At 43.3% G+C, this 20,980-nt stretch carries 22 protein-coding genes; 12 read left to right on the forward strand and 10 right to left on the reverse strand.

Annotation, left to right across the window (positions count from 1 at the left end; translation table 11 throughout):
• Nucleotides 1–315 precede the first annotated feature (315 nt).
• The 4 genes from ACHUFI_RS19380 to ACHUFI_RS19395 all read left to right on the forward strand — a co-directional run bounded on the left by ACHUFI_RS19380 (nt 316) and on the right by ACHUFI_RS19395 (nt 2,377).
• A complete protein-coding gene (locus ACHUFI_RS19380) occupies nt 316–942 on the forward strand; it encodes a LysE family translocator (protein ID WP_394252145.1) in 627 nt (208 codons plus the stop codon).
• 22 nt (nt 943–964) lie between these two features.
• Nucleotides 965–1,561, forward strand: a complete 597-nt coding sequence (locus ACHUFI_RS19385) for a LysE/ArgO family amino acid transporter (RefSeq protein ID WP_394252147.1) — start codon at nt 965–967, stop codon at nt 1,559–1,561.
• Nucleotides 1,562–1,658: 97 nt separating this feature from the next.
• Nucleotides 1,659–1,976, forward strand: coding sequence for a heavy metal-binding domain-containing protein (locus ACHUFI_RS19390; RefSeq protein WP_394252149.1), 318 nt, complete (start codon nt 1,659–1,661; stop codon nt 1,974–1,976).
• Nucleotides 1,977–2,008: 32 nt separating this feature from the next.
• Nucleotides 2,009–2,377 (forward strand): MmcQ/YjbR family DNA-binding protein, encoded by a 369-nt coding sequence (locus tag ACHUFI_RS19395; RefSeq protein WP_394252151.1) that lies wholly within the window; start codon nt 2,009–2,011, stop codon nt 2,375–2,377.
• A 7-nt stretch (nt 2,378–2,384) separates the two neighbouring features.
• On the opposite strand, the gene ACHUFI_RS19400 is transcribed toward ACHUFI_RS19395, so the two are convergent.
• Complete coding sequence (locus tag ACHUFI_RS19400) at nt 2,385–2,864, reverse strand: hypothetical protein (protein WP_394252153.1); 480 nt, start codon at nt 2,862–2,864, stop codon at nt 2,385–2,387.
• On the reverse strand, nt 2,852–3,745 hold the full coding sequence (locus ACHUFI_RS19405; RefSeq protein ID WP_394252155.1) for a transcriptional regulator: 894 nt from the start codon (nt 3,743–3,745) through the stop codon (nt 2,852–2,854). The genes ACHUFI_RS19400 and ACHUFI_RS19405 overlap by 13 nt, the downstream gene beginning before the upstream one ends.
• 347 nt (nt 3,746–4,092) lie before the next feature.
• On the opposite strand from ACHUFI_RS19405, the gene ACHUFI_RS19410 reads away from it, so the two are divergent.
• Nucleotides 4,093–4,692, forward strand: a complete 600-nt coding sequence (locus ACHUFI_RS19410) for a porin family protein (RefSeq protein WP_394252157.1) — start codon at nt 4,093–4,095, stop codon at nt 4,690–4,692.
• A gap of 65 nt (nt 4,693–4,757) precedes the next feature.
• On the opposite strand, the gene ACHUFI_RS19415 is transcribed toward ACHUFI_RS19410, so the two are convergent.
• A complete protein-coding gene (locus ACHUFI_RS19415; RefSeq protein WP_394252159.1) occupies nt 4,758–5,789 on the reverse strand; it encodes an endonuclease/exonuclease/phosphatase family protein in 1,032 nt (343 codons plus the stop codon).
• Between the two features lie 295 nt (nt 5,790–6,084).
• Between ACHUFI_RS19415 and ACHUFI_RS19420 the strand changes: the two genes are divergently transcribed.
• The 5 genes from ACHUFI_RS19420 to ACHUFI_RS19440 all read left to right on the forward strand — a co-directional run bounded on the left by ACHUFI_RS19420 (nt 6,085) and on the right by ACHUFI_RS19440 (nt 12,415).
• Nucleotides 6,085–7,920, forward strand: a complete 1,836-nt coding sequence (locus ACHUFI_RS19420) for an extracellular solute-binding protein (RefSeq protein WP_394252161.1) — start codon at nt 6,085–6,087, stop codon at nt 7,918–7,920.
• Between the two features lie 8 nt (nt 7,921–7,928).
• The gene (locus ACHUFI_RS19425) at nt 7,929–9,014 is read left to right on the forward strand and encodes a microcin C ABC transporter permease YejB (protein WP_394252163.1); all 1,086 of its coding nucleotides are present in this window, start codon (nt 7,929–7,931) and stop codon (nt 9,012–9,014) included.
• A 17-nt stretch (nt 9,015–9,031) separates the two neighbouring features.
• Nucleotides 9,032–10,054 (forward strand): ABC transporter permease, encoded by a 1,023-nt coding sequence (locus ACHUFI_RS19430; RefSeq protein ID WP_394252202.1) that lies wholly within the window; start codon nt 9,032–9,034, stop codon nt 10,052–10,054.
• Between the two features lie 9 nt (nt 10,055–10,063).
• Nucleotides 10,064–11,659, forward strand: coding sequence for a microcin C ABC transporter ATP-binding protein YejF (gene yejF / locus ACHUFI_RS19435; protein WP_394252165.1), 1,596 nt, complete (start codon nt 10,064–10,066; stop codon nt 11,657–11,659).
• 141 nt (nt 11,660–11,800) lie between these two features.
• Nucleotides 11,801–12,415, forward strand: a complete 615-nt coding sequence (locus ACHUFI_RS19440; protein WP_394252167.1) for a glutathione S-transferase family protein — start codon at nt 11,801–11,803, stop codon at nt 12,413–12,415.
• Here the strand turns inward: ACHUFI_RS19440 and ACHUFI_RS19445 are convergent.
• Nucleotides 12,412–13,203 carry a substrate-binding periplasmic protein gene (locus ACHUFI_RS19445; RefSeq protein WP_394252169.1) on the reverse strand — a complete coding sequence of 264 codons (792 nt, stop codon included), beginning with the start codon at nt 13,201–13,203 and terminating at the stop codon, nt 12,412–12,414. The genes ACHUFI_RS19440 and ACHUFI_RS19445 overlap by 4 nt on opposite strands.
• A gap of 129 nt (nt 13,204–13,332) precedes the next feature.
• Here ACHUFI_RS19445 and ACHUFI_RS19450 point away from each other — a divergent pair, with 129 nt between their 5' ends.
• Together ACHUFI_RS19450 and ACHUFI_RS19455 are read left to right on the forward strand one after the other, a co-directional pair.
• On the forward strand, nt 13,333–13,833 hold the full coding sequence (locus tag ACHUFI_RS19450) for an RNA-binding S4 domain-containing protein (protein ID WP_394252171.1): 501 nt from the start codon (nt 13,333–13,335) through the stop codon (nt 13,831–13,833).
• Nucleotides 13,834–14,001: 168 nt separating this feature from the next.
• Nucleotides 14,002–15,294, forward strand: coding sequence for an alpha/beta fold hydrolase (locus tag ACHUFI_RS19455; protein ID WP_394252173.1), 1,293 nt, complete (start codon nt 14,002–14,004; stop codon nt 15,292–15,294).
• A 67-nt stretch (nt 15,295–15,361) separates the two neighbouring features.
• Here ACHUFI_RS19455 and ACHUFI_RS19460 read toward each other — a convergent pair whose 3' ends face one another.
• The 6 genes from ACHUFI_RS19460 to ACHUFI_RS19485 all read right to left on the reverse strand — a co-directional run bounded on the left by ACHUFI_RS19460 (nt 15,362) and on the right by ACHUFI_RS19485 (nt 20,914).
• A complete protein-coding gene (locus ACHUFI_RS19460) occupies nt 15,362–16,177 on the reverse strand; it encodes an EAL domain-containing protein (RefSeq protein ID WP_394252175.1) in 816 nt (271 codons plus the stop codon).
• A gap of 112 nt (nt 16,178–16,289) precedes the next feature.
• Nucleotides 16,290–17,168, reverse strand: a complete 879-nt coding sequence (locus ACHUFI_RS19465) for an amino acid ABC transporter permease (RefSeq protein ID WP_394252204.1) — start codon at nt 17,166–17,168, stop codon at nt 16,290–16,292.
• Between the two features lie 93 nt (nt 17,169–17,261).
• Nucleotides 17,262–18,071 carry a transporter substrate-binding domain-containing protein gene (locus tag ACHUFI_RS19470; protein ID WP_394252177.1) on the reverse strand — a complete coding sequence of 270 codons (810 nt, stop codon included), beginning with the start codon at nt 18,069–18,071 and terminating at the stop codon, nt 17,262–17,264.
• Between the two features lie 12 nt (nt 18,072–18,083).
• Nucleotides 18,084–18,881 carry an amino acid ABC transporter permease gene (locus ACHUFI_RS19475; protein ID WP_394252179.1) on the reverse strand — a complete coding sequence of 266 codons (798 nt, stop codon included), beginning with the start codon at nt 18,879–18,881 and terminating at the stop codon, nt 18,084–18,086.
• A complete protein-coding gene (locus tag ACHUFI_RS19480; RefSeq protein WP_394252181.1) occupies nt 18,881–19,615 on the reverse strand; it encodes an amino acid ABC transporter ATP-binding protein in 735 nt (244 codons plus the stop codon). Before ACHUFI_RS19480 ends, ACHUFI_RS19475 begins: the two co-directional genes overlap by 1 nt.
• A gap of 150 nt (nt 19,616–19,765) precedes the next feature.
• Entirely contained in the window at nt 19,766–20,914 is a 1,149-nt protein-coding gene (locus tag ACHUFI_RS19485; protein WP_394252183.1) for an iron-containing alcohol dehydrogenase, read from the reverse strand.
• Nucleotides 20,915–20,980 lie beyond the last annotated feature (66 nt).

The following is a 20,980-nucleotide window of genomic DNA, read 5'->3' on the forward strand; positions in this document are numbered from 1 at the left end:
AAATACTTTCGTTTGATGGGATGAGAAAAGCTCAAGAAAATACCATCGAAACGTTTCGATGTTGATGATAGTGCGTTATCTATCAATTGCACGGTAGAAAGGCAGGTTGTGTGATGACGATCATCGAAACGTTTCGATGGGGCGTTTTTTAGTGATCCCAGTCACTTTTATGCCGAACTTGACTGAATATGCACCCAATGATTCGTATTTAAGTGACTCTACTTAGAGAAAATTTATATGGGTTTGTACATTTTTGCCGCAAAAGATTATGGTTGAGAGTTAATGATTTATTAAATTGATAGGTAAGGATCACCAATGTTTCCAATAGAGGTTGTTGTCGCGTATACGGTTGCATGTCTACTACTTGTTGTTTCGCCGGGGCCCGATAATCTATTAGCGATAGGGCGCGGGCTAAGCCAAGGTAAACTTGCCGCCATTATTTCGGGGCTTTCGTCGGGTGCGGGTATATTGTTTCACGTATTAGCAGCAACGTTTGGGTTGACGGTATTAATTCAAACATCGGAAGTCGCATTCTATATAGTCAAGCTGGTTGGGGCAGGCTATCTAATCTGGTTAGGGATAAAAGTACTGAGATCGAGAAATCTATTTACGCTAGAGCCAACAAAGAAAACATCGCTCAATACTATTTTTACTACTGGCTTTTTATCAGCTGCACTCAATCCAAAACCAGGCTTATTTGTTCTCGCGTTCATCCCACAATTTGTTGATCCACTTTTAGGTTCAGTGACAATACAAATGATCGTATACGGGGTATGGTTTGCAGTTCTGACAGCGATCGGTTTTTCCCTTATGGGCGTTTTTTCTTCAACACTAACTCTTTGTTTACGTAACAAGCCCATTATTGTCAACCGACTCAATATCGGTGCGGGTTTAACGTTTGTGACCTCTGGCTTGGCTGTTGCCTTTATGAAGCAACGTTAAGTATCGAGGGCAATAAGAACAAATGTCTACCTACCTTGCTGGCTTTACGTTGGGGCTTTCGTTAATTCTTGCTATCGGTTCCCAAAATGCATTTGTGCTTAAACAGGGATTGAAGCGACAACATGTGTTTATTGTTTGTTTAGTGTGCGCGCTGTCCGACGCCATTCTAATTTCATTCGGTGTTGCTGGCTTTGGCGCGATCATTAAGCAGTATCCATCCATCGAATGGATATCGCGCTATGCTGGTGCCTTATTTTTATTTGTGTATGCATTTCTAAGTATCAAGTCTGCGATAGTGAACCGACATGCATTATCACCAACAGTGAAGAGTGAATCGTCGGTGGTTAAAGTGGTCGCGATGTGCATGGCATTTACTTGGTTAAACCCGCATGTTTACTTAGATACAGTCGTGCTGCTTGGGTCTATATCATCGCAATACCAACCTAACCAATTTCAGTTTGCAGTGGGAGCGATAAGTGGCTCATTTATCTTCTTCTTTAGCCTTGGTTATGGTGCTCGCACCCTTGCGCCGATATTTGAAAAGCCAAGAGCCTGGACGATTTTAGAATTTGTAGTGGGAATCATGATGCTATCAATTGGCGTGTCTTTGATCCTATGAAACTAAGATCCTGAGCTCTATCACAGTATCTTCACTGTTGAGCCCACTAAGTATCTGACTGTGTGAAGATAAAGGCAGTAACGAAAGGAGTGTCAGTATGATTTTTACTACAACAGAAACCGTTCCAGGAAAACAGATTCAAGCCGTTGTCGGTGTCGTCACGGGTAATGTGGTGCAATCCAAACATGTCGGTCGTGACATTATGGCTGGGCTTAAAAGTATCGTCGGTGGTGAATTGGCCGGTTATACAGAGATGATGAGTGAAGCGCGAGATACCGCGATTGAAAGATTGGTGAACGAAGCAAAGAACCTTAACGCTGATGCGATTGTTGGAATTCGATTCACAACAAGTGCTGTGACGGATGGTGCCTCAGAAATCATGGCGTACGGCACTGCAGTTACGCTTGAAGATTAGTCTTTAGTCAGACGTGAATAGGATTTCGACGCATGGATTATCAGCAGTTTAATGAGTTTTGCGCTTCACTCCCTGCCACGACGCACGTTGTACAGTGGGGAGAGTCCCAAGTTTGGAAAGTTGGCGGTAAAGTATTTGCCGTAGGAGGTTGGGGGCCAGAAGATAAACCAGCTTTCACATTTAAAACGTCACCACGGAATTTCGATTTCTTAGGGGATCACGAGTGTTACCGTCCTGCGCCTTACTTTGCGAATCGTGGAATGAAATGGATTCAAATGGTTGACTCTTCGCCAAGCAACGACGAAGAGCTCGAGTACTATTTACGAGAATCTTATAGGTTGGTTTCATTAGGGCTGACGAAAGCCAAACAAAAAGAACTTGGCTTGAATCAACCAGAATAACTATCGATTAATCTGTTTTAAAACACACATAGTTGCTGTCTTCAGCGTTGGTTATATTGGTTAGAAACAGCGAATTGTCGTGTACCTCATAGATATACTCAAACGTTAAACCTGCGACGCTGTTTTTGTCTCTGACAAAATCTTCACTTCCTTTCTTATTCCAATCGATCTGCTTAAAGTGAAATGATAAGTGATCACGGCTTGATTGATAGTGAATCGAATAGATGAGTTCAAAGTCAGAAATACTCCCATGCTGGTCAATCAAGTGGCCTTTCTGGAAGAAGTCGAGCTGCTCATCGGTCACAAAGTTTAGGGCGTTAAATTCTTCATACTTTTTGTATTGGTTGTAAGTACTAGAGGTAAACCCTTTCTTCACGGCGCTGCATGACCACTGGGTTCCACTTAGTGAATGAGTGAAATGAGAGAGGGTTTGATGTGCAGCGAGAGCAATTAACACTAAAACAAGCAGTGAATTTAAGATGCGCATAGTGAATTCGCTTTGCTAATTAGGTCATTTAACACAGGCACTAAATTATCTTGTGTGACAGAGAAGTGCGTGTAATTACTGTTGTCATCCTTTTGTTTATCGAATGCGAAAGCACTTAAATTGAGTGAACCACGGTCATATTTGGAGTCGTAAACCCGCAGTAAGTAAGTCATGCCACATCGATTGGCATCAATCTTATTGTCGAGCAGCGCTTTTTGAATCAGCTTGGACGCAATATTGGCACTCGAGTTGTCTTCAATAAAAAGGGTTTGGCTATCATTCACGAGCTTTTGATAGCTTGACGTGTCTTGAAATTCGACGCGATTATTAAGAGCGATTGCACTGTGGATTAGAACACCAACGACTAATATTGAAATCAATACGAGTGATGTCACCTTAGAAGAAAGCATTCGTTCTAAACGCGCTTTAATACGAACAAAACTTGGCCAAGGCTTCTTTGCTTCCGCGCTCGCATCAAGATTCGCGCTTTCAATCGTATTGTTATTTGGCTTACTTACCGCAACGGGAGAGGGGACGGCTGGTGGCTCACTTATCAGGCGCGGTATCGCTCCAGGTTCCACACACAACTTGTACCCAATCTTTGTCACTGTTTTTACTTCAACACCAAGCGCTTTTAATCGCGTGAAGATATGACGAATGTTTGAAATCACATTGGTTAACGCTTGATCTGAGACAATGGCTCCTTTCCAGCATACCGAGAAAAATTCCTCTCTCGGAACGCATTTACCAACGTGTTTGATCAAATGGCTAAGCACTTCAAAAGAAAGTGGTCTGAGTACAATTGAATTACCATCTAAGTTCGAAATATCGCGGCTGTCTGTATCAATACGTAAGTTAGAAATTTGTACTATCTGTGTCATGTCATTCTACAAAATAAAATTAAAAACACCATTCAATTAGTTTTCGAAATAGATGGCGTCTCTATAAAACAGGGCGGTATTGTGACGTATCTAAAAATCAAATTGTGTAAGCCTATGTAAGCAGTGAAGTGCTATTTGGTAAGCGCTTAGATGAATAGGCAATGAGGCAATAGTCGTTAAATAAATAATATTAAACGATTATTCAGCGGGTTAGGTTGGTATCAGGGCAAAAGAGGCTTCTATAAGAGAGGTTTGTGAGAAAGTAATTATATTGCTGTGTATTTTTTTGATTTTTTTATTTCTAACCTTGCGAGCATATCAACAACGACCTGTTTCGGAAGGTAACAATGAAAAACAAAATGATGATGGCAGCGGTATTAGCAACGGCATTTTCGGCGAGCAATGTCGCCGCGAACGACTTTGATGGTTTTTACCTAGGTGGTGCCATCGGTACAACTGGGATTGATGATGGCGGTTTGTACGACAACACTCTTCAGCCAATTACAGTGAACGCTGATGATTCAACATTTAAAGTGATTGCTGGTTATCAATTTAACCGTATTGTTGCGGTTGAAGCACAATACACTAAGTATGGTGATGTAGTAGCGAAGAACGTCGCAACTCAAGACACTTACACTTGGAAGCCAACGGCGTTCTCTATCAGTGCGAACCTAGGTTATACATTTGATAATGGGATCCGCCCATTCGGTATTATCGGCCTAGCGTCAATTGATTTGGACCAGTCTCTTCCAGTATTGCAAGACGACAGCGGCGAGGGAGTTCGATACGGTATGGGTGTTGAATACACGCCACCACAAAACCGTAACGTTAGTTTCAAACTTGGTTACGAAGCCGATGCCTTTGTGATTGAATCAGCTTCTGCTTTTGACAGCGACAAAGATATCGTTATCGACTCTTTCTATGCAGCAGTCGCTTACCGTTTCTAAAGCTTTATTGCTAACCCAATGACTTCAGATACCGAAGCTTATTATTGAGCTTCGGTATTTTTCATTTATCTGAGTGACGTTGTCACTGAAACCAGTGCGTGGTCGGTACTAAATTGATCATGCTCGAAGCTCGGATTGACTATGTGTTTGTCGATAACTGAATAGTGAGAGACTTCCATGATATTTCGGTCACATTGGCAATCAAATTCGTTGGAAAACAGAATGTAATCGAGTGTGGAACCTTTTGCACCATAGTAGTGGGTTGGGGGGCGTTGTTCGAGCAGATCGTTAGAATGAAGCTGGTGATACAAATCCCAGCTGTCCCTTAATCTAAACTCACTTAACCAATGGCGACTGTCTTCATTTCTAAACAGTTCGAAGCTCAATAAACCATTAAATTCATCACTCGATAGTGGTTTATTAAAATCCCCCATGAGCACCACGGGCTGCCTTGTTTTATCACGCTGAGCCGAAATATAGCGATGCAATAAGTTGACTTCTAATCCTCGTTGCACCGTTGAAAGCCAACGTCCCATTTGTTCCTCATGCAAAAGGCTAAGCGAATCTGAAGGCTTATAACTATGCGTGGGTAAATGAGTTTTCGAGTGTAAATAAGGGGCGTCGACTTCTGTGGCGCGTTGTGATTTGAAATGCACCACGTAAATGTCGGTCGCGCCTAAATGAGGTAACTCGACGGTGGCGTGGATTGGCGAACGACTGAAAGTAAACCCGCTTGAAAAATTGAACGCATCTAAAAGGTGATCATCTACGGTGACGGGTGTTGCTGCCGTGATTGGATATTTAGAGGCGATCGCCACAACAGGGGAAAAGAACAAATAGTCACTTTCAGATTTAGGTTGTTCAATCACTTCAAAGTAGGGAAAACCACACTCAGCGACTAACTGCTTAAGCGAATTAGGGCTGAATACTTCTTGGAACCCTATAATGTCAGCATCAATGACAGAAAGCTTATCTCTAAACCAAGATTGTTTTTTTGCCCATTCCTCACACGTGTAAATATTCTCGAACTCATAAAATGCATTGGGTGGCTCGAGGTAATTGAACAGGTTTATCGTTGTAAAGGTGACGTTTGACATATTTTCTGCGTCGTATAGGGCTATTGCGACAGGGTAACAGAATTATGGTCGATAACTAGAGGGATTGAAAATCAAAGTCGCGCCTCTTGATACAAAACCACTAAAAACTAAGATTTCATTTGCCTCGACAGGGATAGTTTTTGGAAAACGTCTGTCCTACATAATTCTCAGTGACTATTTTATTAGTTATTACATGATGTTAGATTTTTCTCTATACTTGTTTTTAAGTCGCGGTCACGATTGCCTATTAACGCAGCGATGTATTTTAAGTTTGTCTATTTGAAGGGAGAATCAAATGGGGACAATGCGCCAAAGTATTTTTGCCACCAGTGTTACTTTGTTCGGAGCTTTACTGGTTCCGAGTGTTGCTTATTCAGCTAACGTGATTGAAACCACACAGCTCGTGGGTTTTGGTGAAGCTAAATATCCAGAAAACTTTAAACACTTCGACTACGTTAACCCAGATGCTCCGAAGAAAGGGAAAGTCACGTATGGGAGCGTAGGCACTTACGACAGTTTTAATCGTTTTGGGTCACGAGGTGTCGCCGCTGAGTACAGCGGTCAGCTATACGATACGCTGATGTTTTCACCAAGTGATGAGATAGATGCTTATTACCCGTTAATCGCGTCAAAGGTTCGATATTCAGACGACTACACTTGGCTTGAAATTGACATCAACCCCAACGCCAAATTCCACGACGGCAAACCTATTACGGCCCATGACGTCGCATTCTCATTCGAGAAGTTCAACACCGAAGGCGTGCCTCAATACCGAGTCTATTACCAAGACGTTAAATCCGTTACCGCCATTAGTGACTTAAAAGTTCGCATTGAAATGGCGAAGCCAAATCGCGAGAAGCTATTCTCTTTGGCGCAAAGTACTCGCATTCTTCCAAAACATTTCTGGAAAGACAGAAAACTATCCGATCCACTTAATGAACCGCCAATTGGTAGTGGCGCGTATAAAGTGGTTGACTACAAATCAGGGCAAAGTGTCACGTATGGATTGGTTGAGGATTATTGGGCAAAAGATCTTCCTGTAAACGTGGGCCGCAACAACTTCAAGTTGGTGCAATACGACTATTACCGTGATGACACCGTGATGTTAGAAGCCTTTAAAGCCGGTGAGTTTGACTTTAGGCAAGAGAACTCAGCTAAGTTTTGGGCGAATTCATACACAGGCACCAATTTCGATAAAGGCTATATCGTCAAAGAAGAGATAGAGCACGAAAAGCCAGAAACAACGCAAGCATTTGTTTTCAATACTAAGATAGAGACATTCTCCGACCCGAAAGTACGTGAAGCATTAACCTATGCTATGGACTTTGAGTGGATGAATAAGAACATGTTCTATAACCAATACTCTAGAACGCGCAGCTACTTCCAAAATACCGATTATGAAGCCAAGGGCTTGCCATCTGAAGGGGAATTGGAAATTCTGACTCCTCTGAAAGATAAAATCCCCGAGCGTGTATTTAGTGAGGAATACCAACCGCCAGTAACCGATGGTAGTGGCCGAATTAGAAGCCAAATGCGTCATGCGTTTAAATTGCTCAAAGAGTCAGGTTGGGAGCTTAAAAACAAAGTCATGACCAACGTTGAGACTGGCGAACCAATGACGTTCGAGTTGTTGATATACAGCCCTACCACAGAGCGTATTGCTATCCCTGTACAAAAGAACTTAAAGCGTATGGGTATCGACATGAAAATTCGTACTGTTGATACGACCCAATACATCAAGCGCCTTCGCGATCGCGATTTCGATATGGTCTCTTCAAGCTACTCCTCTAATCCATACCCAAGTCCAAGCCTAATGATTGTGTGGAACTCTAACTTCTTGGATTCGACTTATAACACCGCTGGTGTGACCGATCCTGTGGTGGATCTTCTTACTGAGGAAATATCGAAAAACCAAGAAAACCCAGAAAAACTATTGGTGCTAGGTCGTTCTCTGGATCGAGTACTGCAGTGGAATTTCTACATTATCCCGCAATGGCATGTCGGAAAATACCGAATCGCAAGTTGGGATAAATTCCAACGACCAGAAGTGTTACCAAAATACGCGTTGGGCGTAGATACATGGTGGATTTCTGATGAGAAAGCCGCTTTGCTGCCCGAAAAACGCCGTTAGGAGATTAAATGGCAGCTTATATCTTTCGTCGCCTGCTCTTGGTTATTCCAACGTTGTGGGCGATCATCACTATCAACTTCTTTATCATTCAAATTGCGCCTGGCGGTCCGGTTGAACAAGCCGTAGCACAGCTGGAAGGACACAACTCCGGAATTATGGAACGCTTTTCTGGTGGTGGTCAGGAAGTCGATTTAGGTGACACTGAACAATCTTCTACAGGATATAAAGGCTCTCGTGGTCTGGATCCTGAAGTTGTCGCTGAAATTCGAAAGCAATTTGGCTTCGATAAGCCGATTCATGAACGATATTTCGACATGTTGAAAAACTATGCGATGTTCAACTTTGGCGAAAGCTTGTTTAAGGGCGGCAACGTCATTGACTTAATCAAGGAGAGGCTGCCGGTTTCCATTTCTCTTGGCTTGTGGAGCACGTTGATCATTTATTTGATTTCGATTCCGCTAGGGATTTTGAAAGCGATTCATCATGGCTCTCGATTCGATATTTGGTCGAGCGCGGTTGTTATTGTTGGTTACGCCATTCCAGGTTTCTTATTCGCCATTATTCTGATTATTTTGTTCGCAAGTGGTAACTACTTTAGTTGGTTCCCATTACGCGGTTTGGTATCGAGCAATTTTGACCAACTGAATTGGTACCAACAGATAATCGACTATTTTTGGCACTTAGCCCTACCGATCTTTGCGATGGTAATCGGCGGCTTTGCAACGCTGAGTATGCTTACCAAAAACTCTTTTCTTGATGAAATTAATAAGCAGTATGTGGTTACCGCTCGAGCAAAAGGCTTAGATGAGAATAGCATTTTATACAAACACGTTTTTCGTAATGCCATGCTCATCATCATTGCTGGCTTCCCGAGCGCTTTCATCAGCATTTTTTTCACGGGTTCAATGTTAATTGAAGTGATGTTCTCGTTAGAGGGGATTGGCTTACTCGGCTTTGAATCAACCATTCAACGAGACTATCCGGTCGTATTTAGCTCTTTGTATATCATGACGCTTCTAGGGCTCGTTCTGAGCATCATTTCAGATTTAACTTATACATGGGTCGATCCTCGTATCGATTTTGAGGCTCGCTAATAGTGAATAACCGATCATTGTTTTCAAACCCACTGACTCAAGCTCGTTGGCTTCGCTTTAAAGCCAATAAGCGTGGCTATATCTCTTTGTGGGTATTCACCTTTTTGTTTGTCGTTAGCTTGTTTGCTGAAATCATTGCTAATGACAAACCGTTATTGGTTTCCTATCAAAATTCATTCTTTTACCCTGTGGTCGCTGAATACAGTGAAACCGAATTTGGTGGAGAATTTGAAACGGAAGCGGATTACACCGACCCATATGTTGTTGAGTTGATTGAAGAGCAGGGGTACATCATTTGGCCTCTAATTCGTTTTAGTTACGACACGATAAACTTTGATATTTCTGGTGCAGTACCTTCTGCACCTGACAGCGTAAATTGGCTAGGAACGGATGATAAAGGCCGTGATGTTCTCGCTCGTATCATTTACGGCTTTCGAATTTCGGTGTTGTTTGGATTCGTTCTAACGATTGTTTCGAGCGTGATTGGTGTTGCTGTAGGGGCAACGCAGGGCTATTACGGTGGCTGGTTGGATCTACTAGGGCAGAGATTCATTGAAGTCTGGTCAGGTATGCCAACCTTATTCTTACTGATCATTTTATCGAGCTTCATTGAACCAAACTTTTGGTGGTTGCTTGGAATCATGGTGCTGTTCAGTTGGATGAGTCTAGTCGGCATTGTACGTGCAGAATTTTTGCGCTGCCGAAATTTTGATTATGTGCGTGCCGCGCAGGCTATGGGGGTCAGTGATAAACGTATCATGTTGAGGCACATGCTGCCGAACGCGATGGTCGCCTCTTTGACTATGATGCCGTTCATTCTATCTGGCTCAGTGACGACGTTAACGTCACTCGACTTTTTAGGGTTCGGTTTGCCTGCTGGCTCACCATCTTTAGGTGAACTGTTGGCACAAGGTAAAGCTAACCTCCAAGCGCCTTGGCTTGGCATTTCTGCATTTGTCGTACTTTCTTTGATGCTAACGTTACTGGTCTTCGTAGGTGAAGCCGTTCGCGATGCTTTTGACCCTCACCAACAGCGATAAGGCGACCTTATGACTCAGAAAACCGTACTCACCATTGATAACCTATCTGTCGGCTTTGGTAGAGCGAATTCCGTTGAACAAGTCACAAGCAACGTTTCTCTTTCTATCAATAAGGGGGAAACATTAGCTTTGGTAGGAGAAAGTGGTTCCGGAAAGTCGGTCACCGCGAATTCAATACTAAAGCTATTGCCGAAAGGAAGCTCTCATTACCTGTCCGGTCATATCACTTTTGACGATACCGATATTCTAAGTTGTTCCGAACGCCAATTGCGAGGGATCAGAGGCGGGCGAATTGGGATGATCTTCCAAGAGCCGATGGTTTCGCTCAATCCTCTGCATAAAATTGGCAAGCAACTTGTTGAAACCTTGTCGATTCACCGTGGGATGCGGACAAATAAAGCCCAGCAACTCGCGATAGAGTGGCTAGATAAGGTGGGGATACGATATCCTCAGCAAAAAATTAACGCGTACCCGCACGAGTTGTCTGGTGGGGAAAGGCAACGTGTCATGATTGCAATGGCACTTATCAATGAACCTGAGCTCTTGATCGCTGACGAGCCGACAACGGCTTTGGATGTGTCCGTTCAAGCGCAGATCTTAGATCTACTCAAGGAACTGCAAAACGAGCTTGGTATGGCAATGCTATTTATTACCCACGATTTAAGTATTGTAAGGCGAATTGCAGACCGTGTTTGCGTTATGAAGGATGGCGAACTTGTTGAAACTGGGGAATGTACGAAACTCTTCTCTTCTCCCGAACATCCTTATACACAAAAGCTCATTGATTCAGATCCAAAAGGCTCTCCAGTCCCTGTAAAGGAAAACAGCGATCCATTATTGGCGGTAAACCAATTGAAAGTTTGGTTCCCAATTACCGGTGGTTTGTTTAAAAAGACCATCGCTCATGTCAAAGCCGTCACGAACATGCGTTTCACTTTAAAAACGGGTCACTCCATTGGATTGGTAGGCGAAAGTGGCTCAGGAAAGTCGACGACTGGCATGGCCATATTGAAGCTAGTGCAAAGTGAAGGCTCAATTAGCTATCAAGGGCAGGAGCTTCAGGGGCTAGACCGCAAAGCAATGTTGCCTTACCGCAGCCGCATGCAGGTCGTGTTTCAAGACCCATTCTCCGCGTTAAACCCAAGAATGTCCGTCGCTCAAGTTATCGGTGAAGGGCTGAGAGTTCATCAGGCGTTTTCTGAGGAAGAGCTGGACTCGATGATCTGTGAGGTTATGCGTGAAGTTGACCTCGATCCTGACACCCGTCACCGTTATCCAAACGAGTTCTCTGGTGGGCAGAGACAAAGAATCGCGGTTGCCCGCGCGTTGATACTCAAGCCTGAGTTCATTCTGTTAGATGAGCCAACCTCTTCGCTAGACCGAACCGTTCAAGCGCAAGTACTCGATTTGCTCAAATCTTTACAAGAAAAGTATGGATTAACGTACCTGTTTATTAGCCATGACTTGAATGTGGTGAAGTCTTTATGCCATTACACGATAGTGATGAAAGCAGGGGAGATTGTAGAGCAAGGCGATACGGCGGAACTCTTTAATAACCCATCACATCGATATACTAAACAGTTGGTAGAGTTGTCGTCGTTTTAGTTATTAGGCGTATAAGTCACAGAAAACTCAGTAAATGAAAAGCTAGCTATGTATAGATCACACTTTTATATTTCTGTTTTAGATAGTTTAAATTTTAGTGTCTAACTTTAGGTTTGTTTGCGTAGAACCTGAGGAATATACATGAAACTGTTTGAGTTTAAGCCTTCGCCCAGTAGCCGAAGAGTGGCGATATTTCTTCGAGAAATTGGCGTGGAGCTTGAAACCGTTCAGGTTAATGTTCGTCAGGGAGAAAACCTGTCTCCAGCTTATCAAGCCATCAGCGTCAACGGTAAAGTCCCTGTGCTGGCGTTAGATAATGGCACTTCTATCTGTGAGAGTGTGGCGATTTGTCGCTACCTCGATGCGCTACACCCAAATGGATTACACTTATTTGGACACAGTCCCGCTGAGCAAGCAAAAGTGGAAATGTGGCATAGGATCGTTGAATTCCAAGGTTTGTATACGGCTTTTCAAGCGTTTAGAAACATTAGTGGGGTCTATAAAGATCGTGAAGTGTGCATTGCAGAATGGGGCTACGAATCGAAGCAGCGAGTGAAAGATTTTCTTCCTATCTTGGAAGACAGGTTAGCGGAGTCTACATTTATCGCAGGTGACAAATACTCTATCGTTGATATAACTGGGTTTGTGTTTATCCAGTTTGTTCAAAGCGTTCTATTCTTGGACTTTGGTTCTGAATACCCAAACATTAATCGGTGGTATCGTGCTTTAATGAATCGCGCTGCGTATCATGATTAATCGCGATATTTTTTCGTGATTAATTCGATTTCGCCGTTGTTTTGCATTTCTAAAATGACCTTATCTAGGGTTTCTACAAAGTCATTTTTGTAAGGATAGCGCTCTTTGGCTATAGCGGTGTAAGCCAGGTAACCGTGTTCACTGCTAACGTTGATTGCGAGCTTGAACTCTGTACTCTTGTCAATCAAGTTCAGTCGTTTAAGCTCTTTCAACTCCCACAATATAGACAGTTTATCATTCACATAGCAGTGTGTTCTTCCTGCTCTCAGCTTCAATATGTTTTCACGGTTATCTTTGGCTGGCTCAACATTGATCTTTCCCTCATCTCTCGCTTTCCAAAAGAGATCGCCACCGATTTCAAAAGAATCATTGATCCCAATTGTTAAACCAAAGTAGTCATCTGGCCATACAGTTCGGGTCTCCAAATTAGAGACATATTTGGGATCGCAAAATACTGCGACTTCTTCTTTGAGTACCGGCTTTGAATACGGGTCAAGGTAGGGCCGCTTATTGGCATAATAGTATGGTGGGTAGAGTGCAAATCCGCGACCGGATTCGAGTAACCTTAGACCTCGTTTGAACGGAACTGGGATAATGGTAACGTGGTAGCGAGGCATTCTTGAAAACGCGATCTCGAATATATCAGCATAGATACCACGCGCGACTCCATCGCTAACGTAGCTATATGGGGGGTAGGCATCATCCGCATAAACCGTCACCGGAATAGGCAAATTGGCAGCTGTTGTAGAAAAAGCCGAGAGTAGAGTGACTAATAGTAGTGAACGCATCGCTTTGGTTATTATATGCACTTATCATTAAAAATAGCTGATAGATACAAATGTCCAAGTTATATTGATCATGGTTATTTGCAAACTTTACCATTACACTGCGCTCAGGATTCAAAGTTAGAGGTCAAAATGGACCAAGAATATTACGAAGATGCCGACTACGAAGAAGGCGAAGAGATTGAAATTGAGGCGATTGGTGTTGAAGTATCGTCACAACCTATCGAACTGTATAAAGTGTTTAAAATCGCAAACCTTGTTGGCGGTGGCGGTGAAGCAAAACACGTGATTTCTGAGGGCTATGTTGCTGTAAATGGTGAATTAGAGACTCGTAAACGACGTAAAATGTACGACGGCGACTTCTTCGAGTTTAACCAAGAATATTATGTCGTAGTATGTGACGTTCCTGTACAAGAAGAACCGCAAGAAAAACCAGTCGCAAAAGCCGAAGATAAGAGAAGCGCCAAAGATAAAAAGACTAAGTCGAAATCATCTAAAAGCAAGAAGTCGGCATTAAGTGCGTCTGCAGATAAAGGTTCTAAGAAAAAAAGCAAAAGTACAAAAGCTGAGAAGCCAAAATCGGAACCTAAACGTGATGAGAAAAGTGGCAGAAACTCAATCGATTTCTTCTAAAAATCTCGATTAGCTCTGTATTCGATATGTGAAAGCTCACTAATTGTTAGTGGGCTTTTTTATTACATTCGTACACAGTATTCACGCACATAACTGAACTCATTAGTGTTAATATTTGCTCATCGCTATTGAAAGCATGTTATTAAAAAGTGAATAAGGAAACGTTACGTGCAAACGAGTTTTATAGACGGAACGACACTGTATAAACAGCACATTTTTACTCTCCCAGTTAACTACCAAGCACCAGAACAAGGTTCAATCGACGTATTCGCGCGCGAAGTCGTTAGCCTCGACAAAGACAATGAACAATTGCCTTGGTTAGTCTACTTCCAAGGTGGACCGGGTTTCCCATCTCCGAGAGCGAGTGGTGAATCTGGATGGTTGAAGAGGGCATTACAATCTTACCGCGTATTGCTGCTTGACCAACGTGGCACTGGTAATAGTTCTGTTGTTAACCAAGCAACCCTCGCACACCTGACGCCACAGCAGCAAGCTGAGTATCTAGCGAACTTTCGAGCTGATAACATCGTAAGAGATGCGGAGTCCATTCGTGAAAAACTTGGGATCGAAAAGTGGGCAACGCTGGGGCAAAGTTTCGGTGGCTTTTGTACTCTGACTTACTTATCTCTGTTCCCAGATAGTCTGTTACGTTGTTACGTTACAGGTGGAATTCCCTCGATTACTCGACACGCAGACGATGTTTATCAAGCGACTTACCAACGAGTGATCGATAAAAATGAAGCATTTTTTGCTCAATTTCCAAAGGCTCAAAGCTTGTGTCAGGACATTGCTGACCACTTGCTTGAAAATGAAGTGCTGTTACCCAATGGCCAAGTGTTCACTGTTGAACAGTTCCAGTTAATCGGTATTAATTTAGGGCGTAGCGGTGCCAACATGCCAATGTACTTTACGTTAGAAAGTGCATTTGAAAACCATAACGGCACAAAGCGTTTAAGTTACAGTTTCCTGAATCAAATGCAGCAAGAGCAAGGCTACCTAACGAATCCGATCTATGCGTTTTTGCACGAATCAATTTACTGTCAGAATTTCGCTTCAGATTGGTCTGCGCATCGTGTGAGAGGGGAGTACCCTCAGTTTAATTACAAGCAGGGTGAAGCGTTTTGGTTTACCGGGGAAATGGTGTTCCCTTGGATGTTTGATCAACTCCAGACCCTCAAGCCTTTGAAGCAGGCTGCTGATATTCTTGCTTCTAAGGAAGATTGGACGCCGCTTTATGACGAAGCAAAACTGTCTAACAATACGGTGCCAGTCGCTTGTGCTGTCTATGCTGATGATATGTACGTTGAGCTTGATTACAGCCGTGAAACACTGTCGAAAATCCCTTGTTCTAAAGCTTGGATCACCAATGAATACGAGCACAATGGAATTGGTGTCGACGGGGAAAGAATACTAGACCGATTGATGTCAATGGCAACGCAAATAGAAAACTTGCCTTCATAATTGAAAAGGCGCTGTTATCCACTAACAGCGCCTTTCTTTTAATTTCAAATAGCCCTTTATAACGGAATTATCTAGGGTGACGTTCCGCCCAATAGCCTAAAGGTTCAGGCTTGCCTAAGTGGTAGCCTTGATAAAAAGCAATGGGTAGTGAGGTTAACGATGCCATTTGCTCTGAAGTTTCAATTCCTTCAATCAATACCAACGCATTGTTTGTGCGGGCAATATCAATGGCATTTAGCATAGGTTCACTGTGCCCTTCCGCAAAATTGACCAACAAACTTCGGTCAATTTTGATGATATCGGGTTCGGCAAGCTTCACTCGAGAATGATTTGAACTACCTATACCAAAATCGTCGATAGCGAGCTGGTATCCGCGTGTTTTGATCTTGGCGATGAGCCTAGTCAGTTCTTCCGTTTCGTGGCAATCTTGCTCGACAATCTCTAACACTACTCGGTCAATACTGATGTTGAGTTCTTTTAAGCGTGTCCGTAATAACTGATGGGTTTGATCATTAGCAATGGAGTCAACATAACGGTTATAACTGACAAGCGCTGACGGAATCACGTTAAGGAAAATATGGATGTCGGTGCCGGAGTAGAACTGGGCGAAGTTGCGAAGATGTATCACGCGGCTAAGCATTTCGGCGGTTAAGCGCGTGTCTTCATCAAACGCCTGATTCGATAAAAACAAATCAGGACGAATCCAATTCCCTTTCTTATCTTTTACTCTCAATAAAGCTTCGAAGCCGTATAAGCCAAGTTCTTGAGTGAAGATAGGTTGAAAGACACTATAAAATTGATATTCGCCAAGCAACGCAAGCCATTCACCGCTAGGTAATTGCTTGAGGTGTGCTTCAAATTCTGCGCGAGTGATAGGTGCCATTCAATCTAATTTGTTATTGAGTTTTTAAACATCATCAGTATACGTAAAAAATATTATCGGTACAGCGTAAGCTGTGTCTTTTTCGTAATTAAAGGTAGCTGACTTGTAAGCATTATTGGATTGTAAGGTGACGCTGGCTTCTTTTTTCTAAGAATTTGAACAAACGAGATAGGCCAAAACATAACACAAAATAAACGGCTCCAACGATCAACCAAATTTCAAATATCAGCCCGGAAGAGTTGGCAATCTCGGTTCCTACGAACGTCATCTCTTGAATAGAAATCAGGGAGACGATCGAGGTGTCTTTGACCAATGAAATCGCTTGTCCGGCAAGGGGAGGTGTAATGGTCGTCAATACTTGAGGGGCAATAATGTATCGAAATTTACTGTACTTGGATAAGCCAAGTGAATCTGCTGCCTCCCACTGACCTTTGGGAATACTTTCTAACCCTGCTCTTACGACTTCAGCGATGTAAGCCGCTGAAAGTAGGCCCACACAAATAACCCCAGATGCTAAGTTTTCCCAGAGCTGTGAAGGACCGAAGAGAAAACGTTGAACTGGGTTCAGCTCGCCTCGATAGTTGATAAGAATATCTTCCAACCCTAATAGCGGAATGAGTTGTGCAGAAATGAAAAAATAGAAAATAAAAATGAAAACGAGTGGCGGTATGTTGCGCACCAACTGGATAAACAACAAAGCCGGTGTTCGAAACAATGTAATTTTTGAGTGTCTCGCAAGACCAATCAGAGCGCCAAGCGTGATCGCGAGAAACAGGCTCCACAAGCTTAAACGTAGCGTTGCAATAAGCCCTTGAAAGAAGTAAGGCAACCCACCATCGCGTGGCGAAGTGAAAATTAACGCCACGGCTTCATTCCAGCGCCAATTATAGTTAATGCCTATCGATGAACGATAATACAGCCAGACAGCAACGAAGGTGATTAAAGCGATCAACACGCAATCCAGGCCATTTAATCGTGCAAATGGCTTTATGAGTCTGTGGTGTGTTTGAGGATTGAGAGTAGACACGGGATGACCTGTAAAATGTTGGAATAAAGGTGCCACTTGGAAGTGGCACCACAAGGTTTATTGGCCTTGAGCGATTTGGTCTTGCCAATCTAATGTAGCAAACCAGTACTCGTAGCGTTCTTGAAGCCAACCATCGTCTGTACGAGCTTGGATCCACTCATTAAAGAATTCAGCTTTATCTGTTTCACCTAGGCGAACGGCAAAGGCTTCATTGCCTTTTGATAAACGCTCTTCAAAAGGAATAAATAGTGTCTCTGAGTTTTTGATACTTTCGTGTTCTGGTTTCGGGCTAGAAGCGATAACGGCATGAGCGTTTCCGTTGATGACCTCTTGGAATGCTTGTGCGTCGTCATCGAACTGCAACACTTTTGCTTTTGGAAAAGTTTCTCTAGCGACTTGAACCGTAAAGGCGCCGCGACGTGCTGCTATTTTTACGCGTCGAGAGTTGAAGTCATCAATCTCGGTGTAGCCTTTGGCCAGTTCTTTGTTGGCGGCAAGTTGTACACCAGAATGAGAGTAAGGTGCCGAAAATAAAACGCTTTTTGCACGCGCTTCTGTGATAGACATACCACCGATGATGACATCGAACTTTTTGGACAACAAGGATGGGATAATTCCGTCCCATGCAGTCGGTACGAATTCAACTTGCCAGCCGGAATCTTTGGCCAACCGTTTTGCAACGTCAATTTCAAACCCGACAAGCTCACCTTGCTTGTCGCGCATTGCCCAAGGTACAAACGTAGACATACCGACTCGCAGTGTTCCTCGTTCGTTGATTTTATCTAAGTTAGGTGTGTTGGCCGCCAGCGCCGGAATGCTAACGGCAAGTGTTAACAAAGCGATAATTGCGGTTTTAAATAGCTTCATGCTGATAAATCCTTATTGTGTTCGCCAATTGGCACCAAGCTTATGCTCGAGCCAAACGGCAATGGCAGAAAGTGAAAGTGTTAAAGCGAGATATATAACGGCTACGCTGAACCATATCTCAAAGGGCATTGCAGTTTCAGAAACGATGTTCCTCGCTTCCGTTGTAAGATCGAAAATGGCCATAACGCTTACAATCGAAGAGTTTTTAATTAAAGAAATCACTTCGTTTGTTAATGGCGGCAGCGTTCTTTGCAATACTTGTGGAAGTATTACATCCCAATAGGTGAAAGTGTTTGATAGCCCTAGCGATTGAGCAGCTTCGAACTGTCCTTTGTCGATACTGTTTAAACCTGAGCGGAATATCTCTGCCGTGTATGCGCCTTGAAACAAAGACAGGGCAAGCACTGCCGTGCTGAAACGGTCTAAACCAATGACCGGGCCAAACACGAAGTAGAGTAGATAAATCTGAACCAATAAGGGCGTGTTGCGAATCAGTTCGATATAACTAGAGGCTAAACAGCGTCCAACGATTGAATTTGAATTTTTGAGAAGTGCAGTGACTAGCCCAATGATCAGAGTAGCGACCAAACTGATGGCTGAAATACGAATCGTGACGAAAAGCCCCTCAACGAGTTCAGCGGGCCACCATTCGCCGTCTTCATAAAAAGCGATATAGTCAGGCACGCGTTCCCATTGCCACTGATAACCCATAGATTGCGCGCCAGAGTCGAGTACCCAGCCGATAGCGAAAGCGAGCAGGCCAATTTGCACGATTGCTGAGAGAACGGGCTTAATAATCTTTAAATACATCAGTAACTTAAAATCTGCTTTAAAAAAGCCTGAGTTCGAGGGTGTTGAGGTGAATCGAACAGGCTAGTTGGATCGTTAGACTCAATGATCTGGCCTTCATCCATGAAAATTACGCGGTCAGCGACTTTTTTGGCAAATCCCATTTCATGAGTGACACAAACCATGGTAATCCCTTCTTCGGCAAGCTCGACCATAACGTCTAATACTTCATTGATCATCTCAGGATCAAGTGCGGAGGTGGGCTCATCAAACAAAAGTAATTCCGGCTTCATACAGAGTGAACGGGCGATAGCCACACGTTGTTGCTGACCACCAGAAAGCTGAATCGGGTATTTATGAGCTTGCTCTGCGATGTGTACGCGTTCTAAATAGTGCATCGCTAAGGACTCAGCGTCACTTTTACTCAGCTTTAATGTACGCATTGGCGCGAGTGTTAAATTTTCTAGCACCGTTAAATGCGGGAATAGGTGAAAGTGTTGGAATACCATTCCAACTTTGCCAGGAGAGGCAAATTTAGCTGGGAGCACCTGTCCAAGGACTTGAAGGTCGCCCGAGTCAAACTTTTCAAGTTGGTTGATACAGCGTATGAGAGTTGATTTACCAGAACCAGAGGGGCCACAGATAACAAGAATTTCGCCTTGTTGGATAGATAAGTCGATTGATTTTAGGGCGTGATAGTCGCCATACCATTTATTAAGTGTTTTAAATTCAACCAGATTTCGGCGATTGTTCACAATAAAGTCTAGAGTTTAGATCAAGATGATTTACCTTAACAATATAGAAAAATGATTGCACATATAAATAGAGAGTTAAGCTTGGATAGATGACTAAGTGCTCAAAAAGTGACAAAGCAGTGAACATAGTCACTGCTTTGTCTATCATATTTAAACGATCGCGGCGTTTAAGATTTCGCGTGTACGTTCTGGCGTGATCGCTTGGTTCTCACCTAATGCAACGTAGCCGTGTGATTGCAGCTGCTCAATCACCTTCTCTACAGCCTCTGATTTAGATGATGTGTAGTCGCCGAATTGAGTAGCGACATCTAGGCTACGGTAGAAATTCTCAATCGAATCAATAGTGCGTTCAGCTAGGTCTGCAGAGTTCTCTAGCCCGAATACATTTCTACCCATTTGCTCAAGCTTACCGCGTTTAGCGTCGATTTGATTACGAAGCAGTGATGGTTGAACAATCGCTAAAGAACGTGCGTGGTCTACGTGCCACAAAGCTGTAAATTCATGGCCAATCATATGTGTAGCCCAGTCTTGTGGAACGCCTGTACCAATAAGGCCGTTTAATGCTTGGTTTGCTGTCCACATAAGGTTCGCACGCCAAGCATCGTTATCACGCTCGTTGTATTGCTTTCCAAGTACCAGCAGGTTTTTAAGTAGCGTTTCTGCATAACCTTCTTGAACCATAGCATTGGTCGGTAATGTGATGTATTGCTCGCACACGTGAACCCATGCATCGACAATCCCGTTGATCAATTGACGTTCTGGTAAGGTTTTCATTACGTCTGGGTCCATAACCGCGAATTTAGGCTGAACAGGCGGTGCCATGAATGCAAGCTTATCTTGAGTTTCAGAGCGTGTAATAACCGCACCCATATTTGATTCAGAGCCAGTCGCAGGCAAGGTTAAAATTGCACCAATTGGTGTAGCTTCTGTTACTTGATGTTTGCCTTCAAGGATGTCCCATCCGTCGCCATCATATTTTGCGGCTGCAGCAACGTACTTAGAGCCATCAATGACAGAACCGCCACCCACTGCAAGAATGAAATCAATATCTTGCTCTTTTACAATAGCGACTGCTTTATCAAGCGTTTCTTTGGTCGGATTCGCTTCGACACCGGAAAACTCAACCCAAGTGTGGTCAGCTAATGCCTTGGCTACTTGATCGTACACGCCATTCTTTTTAATAGAACCACCACCATAAATCACTAGCACTTTTTGTGCTTTAGTCACGGCTTGAGAGATTGTTGAGATTTGGCCTTGGCCAAAATGAATGACGGTAGGGTTAACATAAGTAAATTGCATAACGGTTTCCTTGTGTAATCCGGGAAGAGCTTTGTTTTTTATTTGGAATGTTTGCATATTAGTCCA

This window comes from Vibrio profundi (assembly GCF_043642225.1).
GTDB classification, from domain to species: domain Bacteria; phylum Pseudomonadota; class Gammaproteobacteria; order Enterobacterales; family Vibrionaceae; genus Vibrio; species Vibrio profundi_A.

Coding starts and splice junctions, on each gene's coding strand:
- ACHUFI_RS19380 (WP_394252145.1), top strand. CDS start 316: ATGTTTCCAATAGAGGTTGTTGTCGCGTATACGGTTGCATGTCTACTA.
- ACHUFI_RS19385 (WP_394252147.1), top strand. CDS start 965: ATGTCTACCTACCTTGCTGGCTTTACGTTGGGGCTTTCGTTAATTCTT.
- ACHUFI_RS19390 (WP_394252149.1), top strand. CDS start 1,659: ATGATTTTTACTACAACAGAAACCGTTCCAGGAAAACAGATTCAAGCC.
- ACHUFI_RS19395 (WP_394252151.1), top strand. CDS start 2,009: ATGGATTATCAGCAGTTTAATGAGTTTTGCGCTTCACTCCCTGCCACG.
- ACHUFI_RS19400 (WP_394252153.1), bottom strand. CDS start 2,864: ATGCGCATCTTAAATTCACTGCTTGTTTTAGTGTTAATTGCTCTCGCT.
- ACHUFI_RS19405 (WP_394252155.1), bottom strand. CDS start 3,745: ATGACACAGATAGTACAAATTTCTAACTTACGTATTGATACAGACAGC.
- ACHUFI_RS19410 (WP_394252157.1), top strand. CDS start 4,093: ATGAAAAACAAAATGATGATGGCAGCGGTATTAGCAACGGCATTTTCG.
- ACHUFI_RS19415 (WP_394252159.1), bottom strand. CDS start 5,789: ATGTCAAACGTCACCTTTACAACGATAAACCTGTTCAATTACCTCGAG.
- ACHUFI_RS19420 (WP_394252161.1), top strand. CDS start 6,085: ATGGGGACAATGCGCCAAAGTATTTTTGCCACCAGTGTTACTTTGTTC.
- ACHUFI_RS19425 (WP_394252163.1), top strand. CDS start 7,929: ATGGCAGCTTATATCTTTCGTCGCCTGCTCTTGGTTATTCCAACGTTG.
- yejF (WP_394252165.1), top strand. CDS start 10,064: ATGACTCAGAAAACCGTACTCACCATTGATAACCTATCTGTCGGCTTT.
- ACHUFI_RS19440 (WP_394252167.1), top strand. CDS start 11,801: ATGAAACTGTTTGAGTTTAAGCCTTCGCCCAGTAGCCGAAGAGTGGCG.
- ACHUFI_RS19445 (WP_394252169.1), bottom strand. CDS start 13,203: ATGCGTTCACTACTATTAGTCACTCTACTCTCGGCTTTTTCTACAACA.
- ACHUFI_RS19450 (WP_394252171.1), top strand. CDS start 13,333: ATGGACCAAGAATATTACGAAGATGCCGACTACGAAGAAGGCGAAGAG.
- ACHUFI_RS19460 (WP_394252175.1), bottom strand. CDS start 16,177: ATGGCACCTATCACTCGCGCAGAATTTGAAGCACACCTCAAGCAATTA.
- ACHUFI_RS19470 (WP_394252177.1), bottom strand. CDS start 18,071: ATGAAGCTATTTAAAACCGCAATTATCGCTTTGTTAACACTTGCCGTT.
- ACHUFI_RS19475 (WP_394252179.1), bottom strand. CDS start 18,881: ATGTATTTAAAGATTATTAAGCCCGTTCTCTCAGCAATCGTGCAAATT.
- ACHUFI_RS19485 (WP_394252183.1), bottom strand. CDS start 20,914: ATGCAATTTACTTATGTTAACCCTACCGTCATTCATTTTGGCCAAGGC.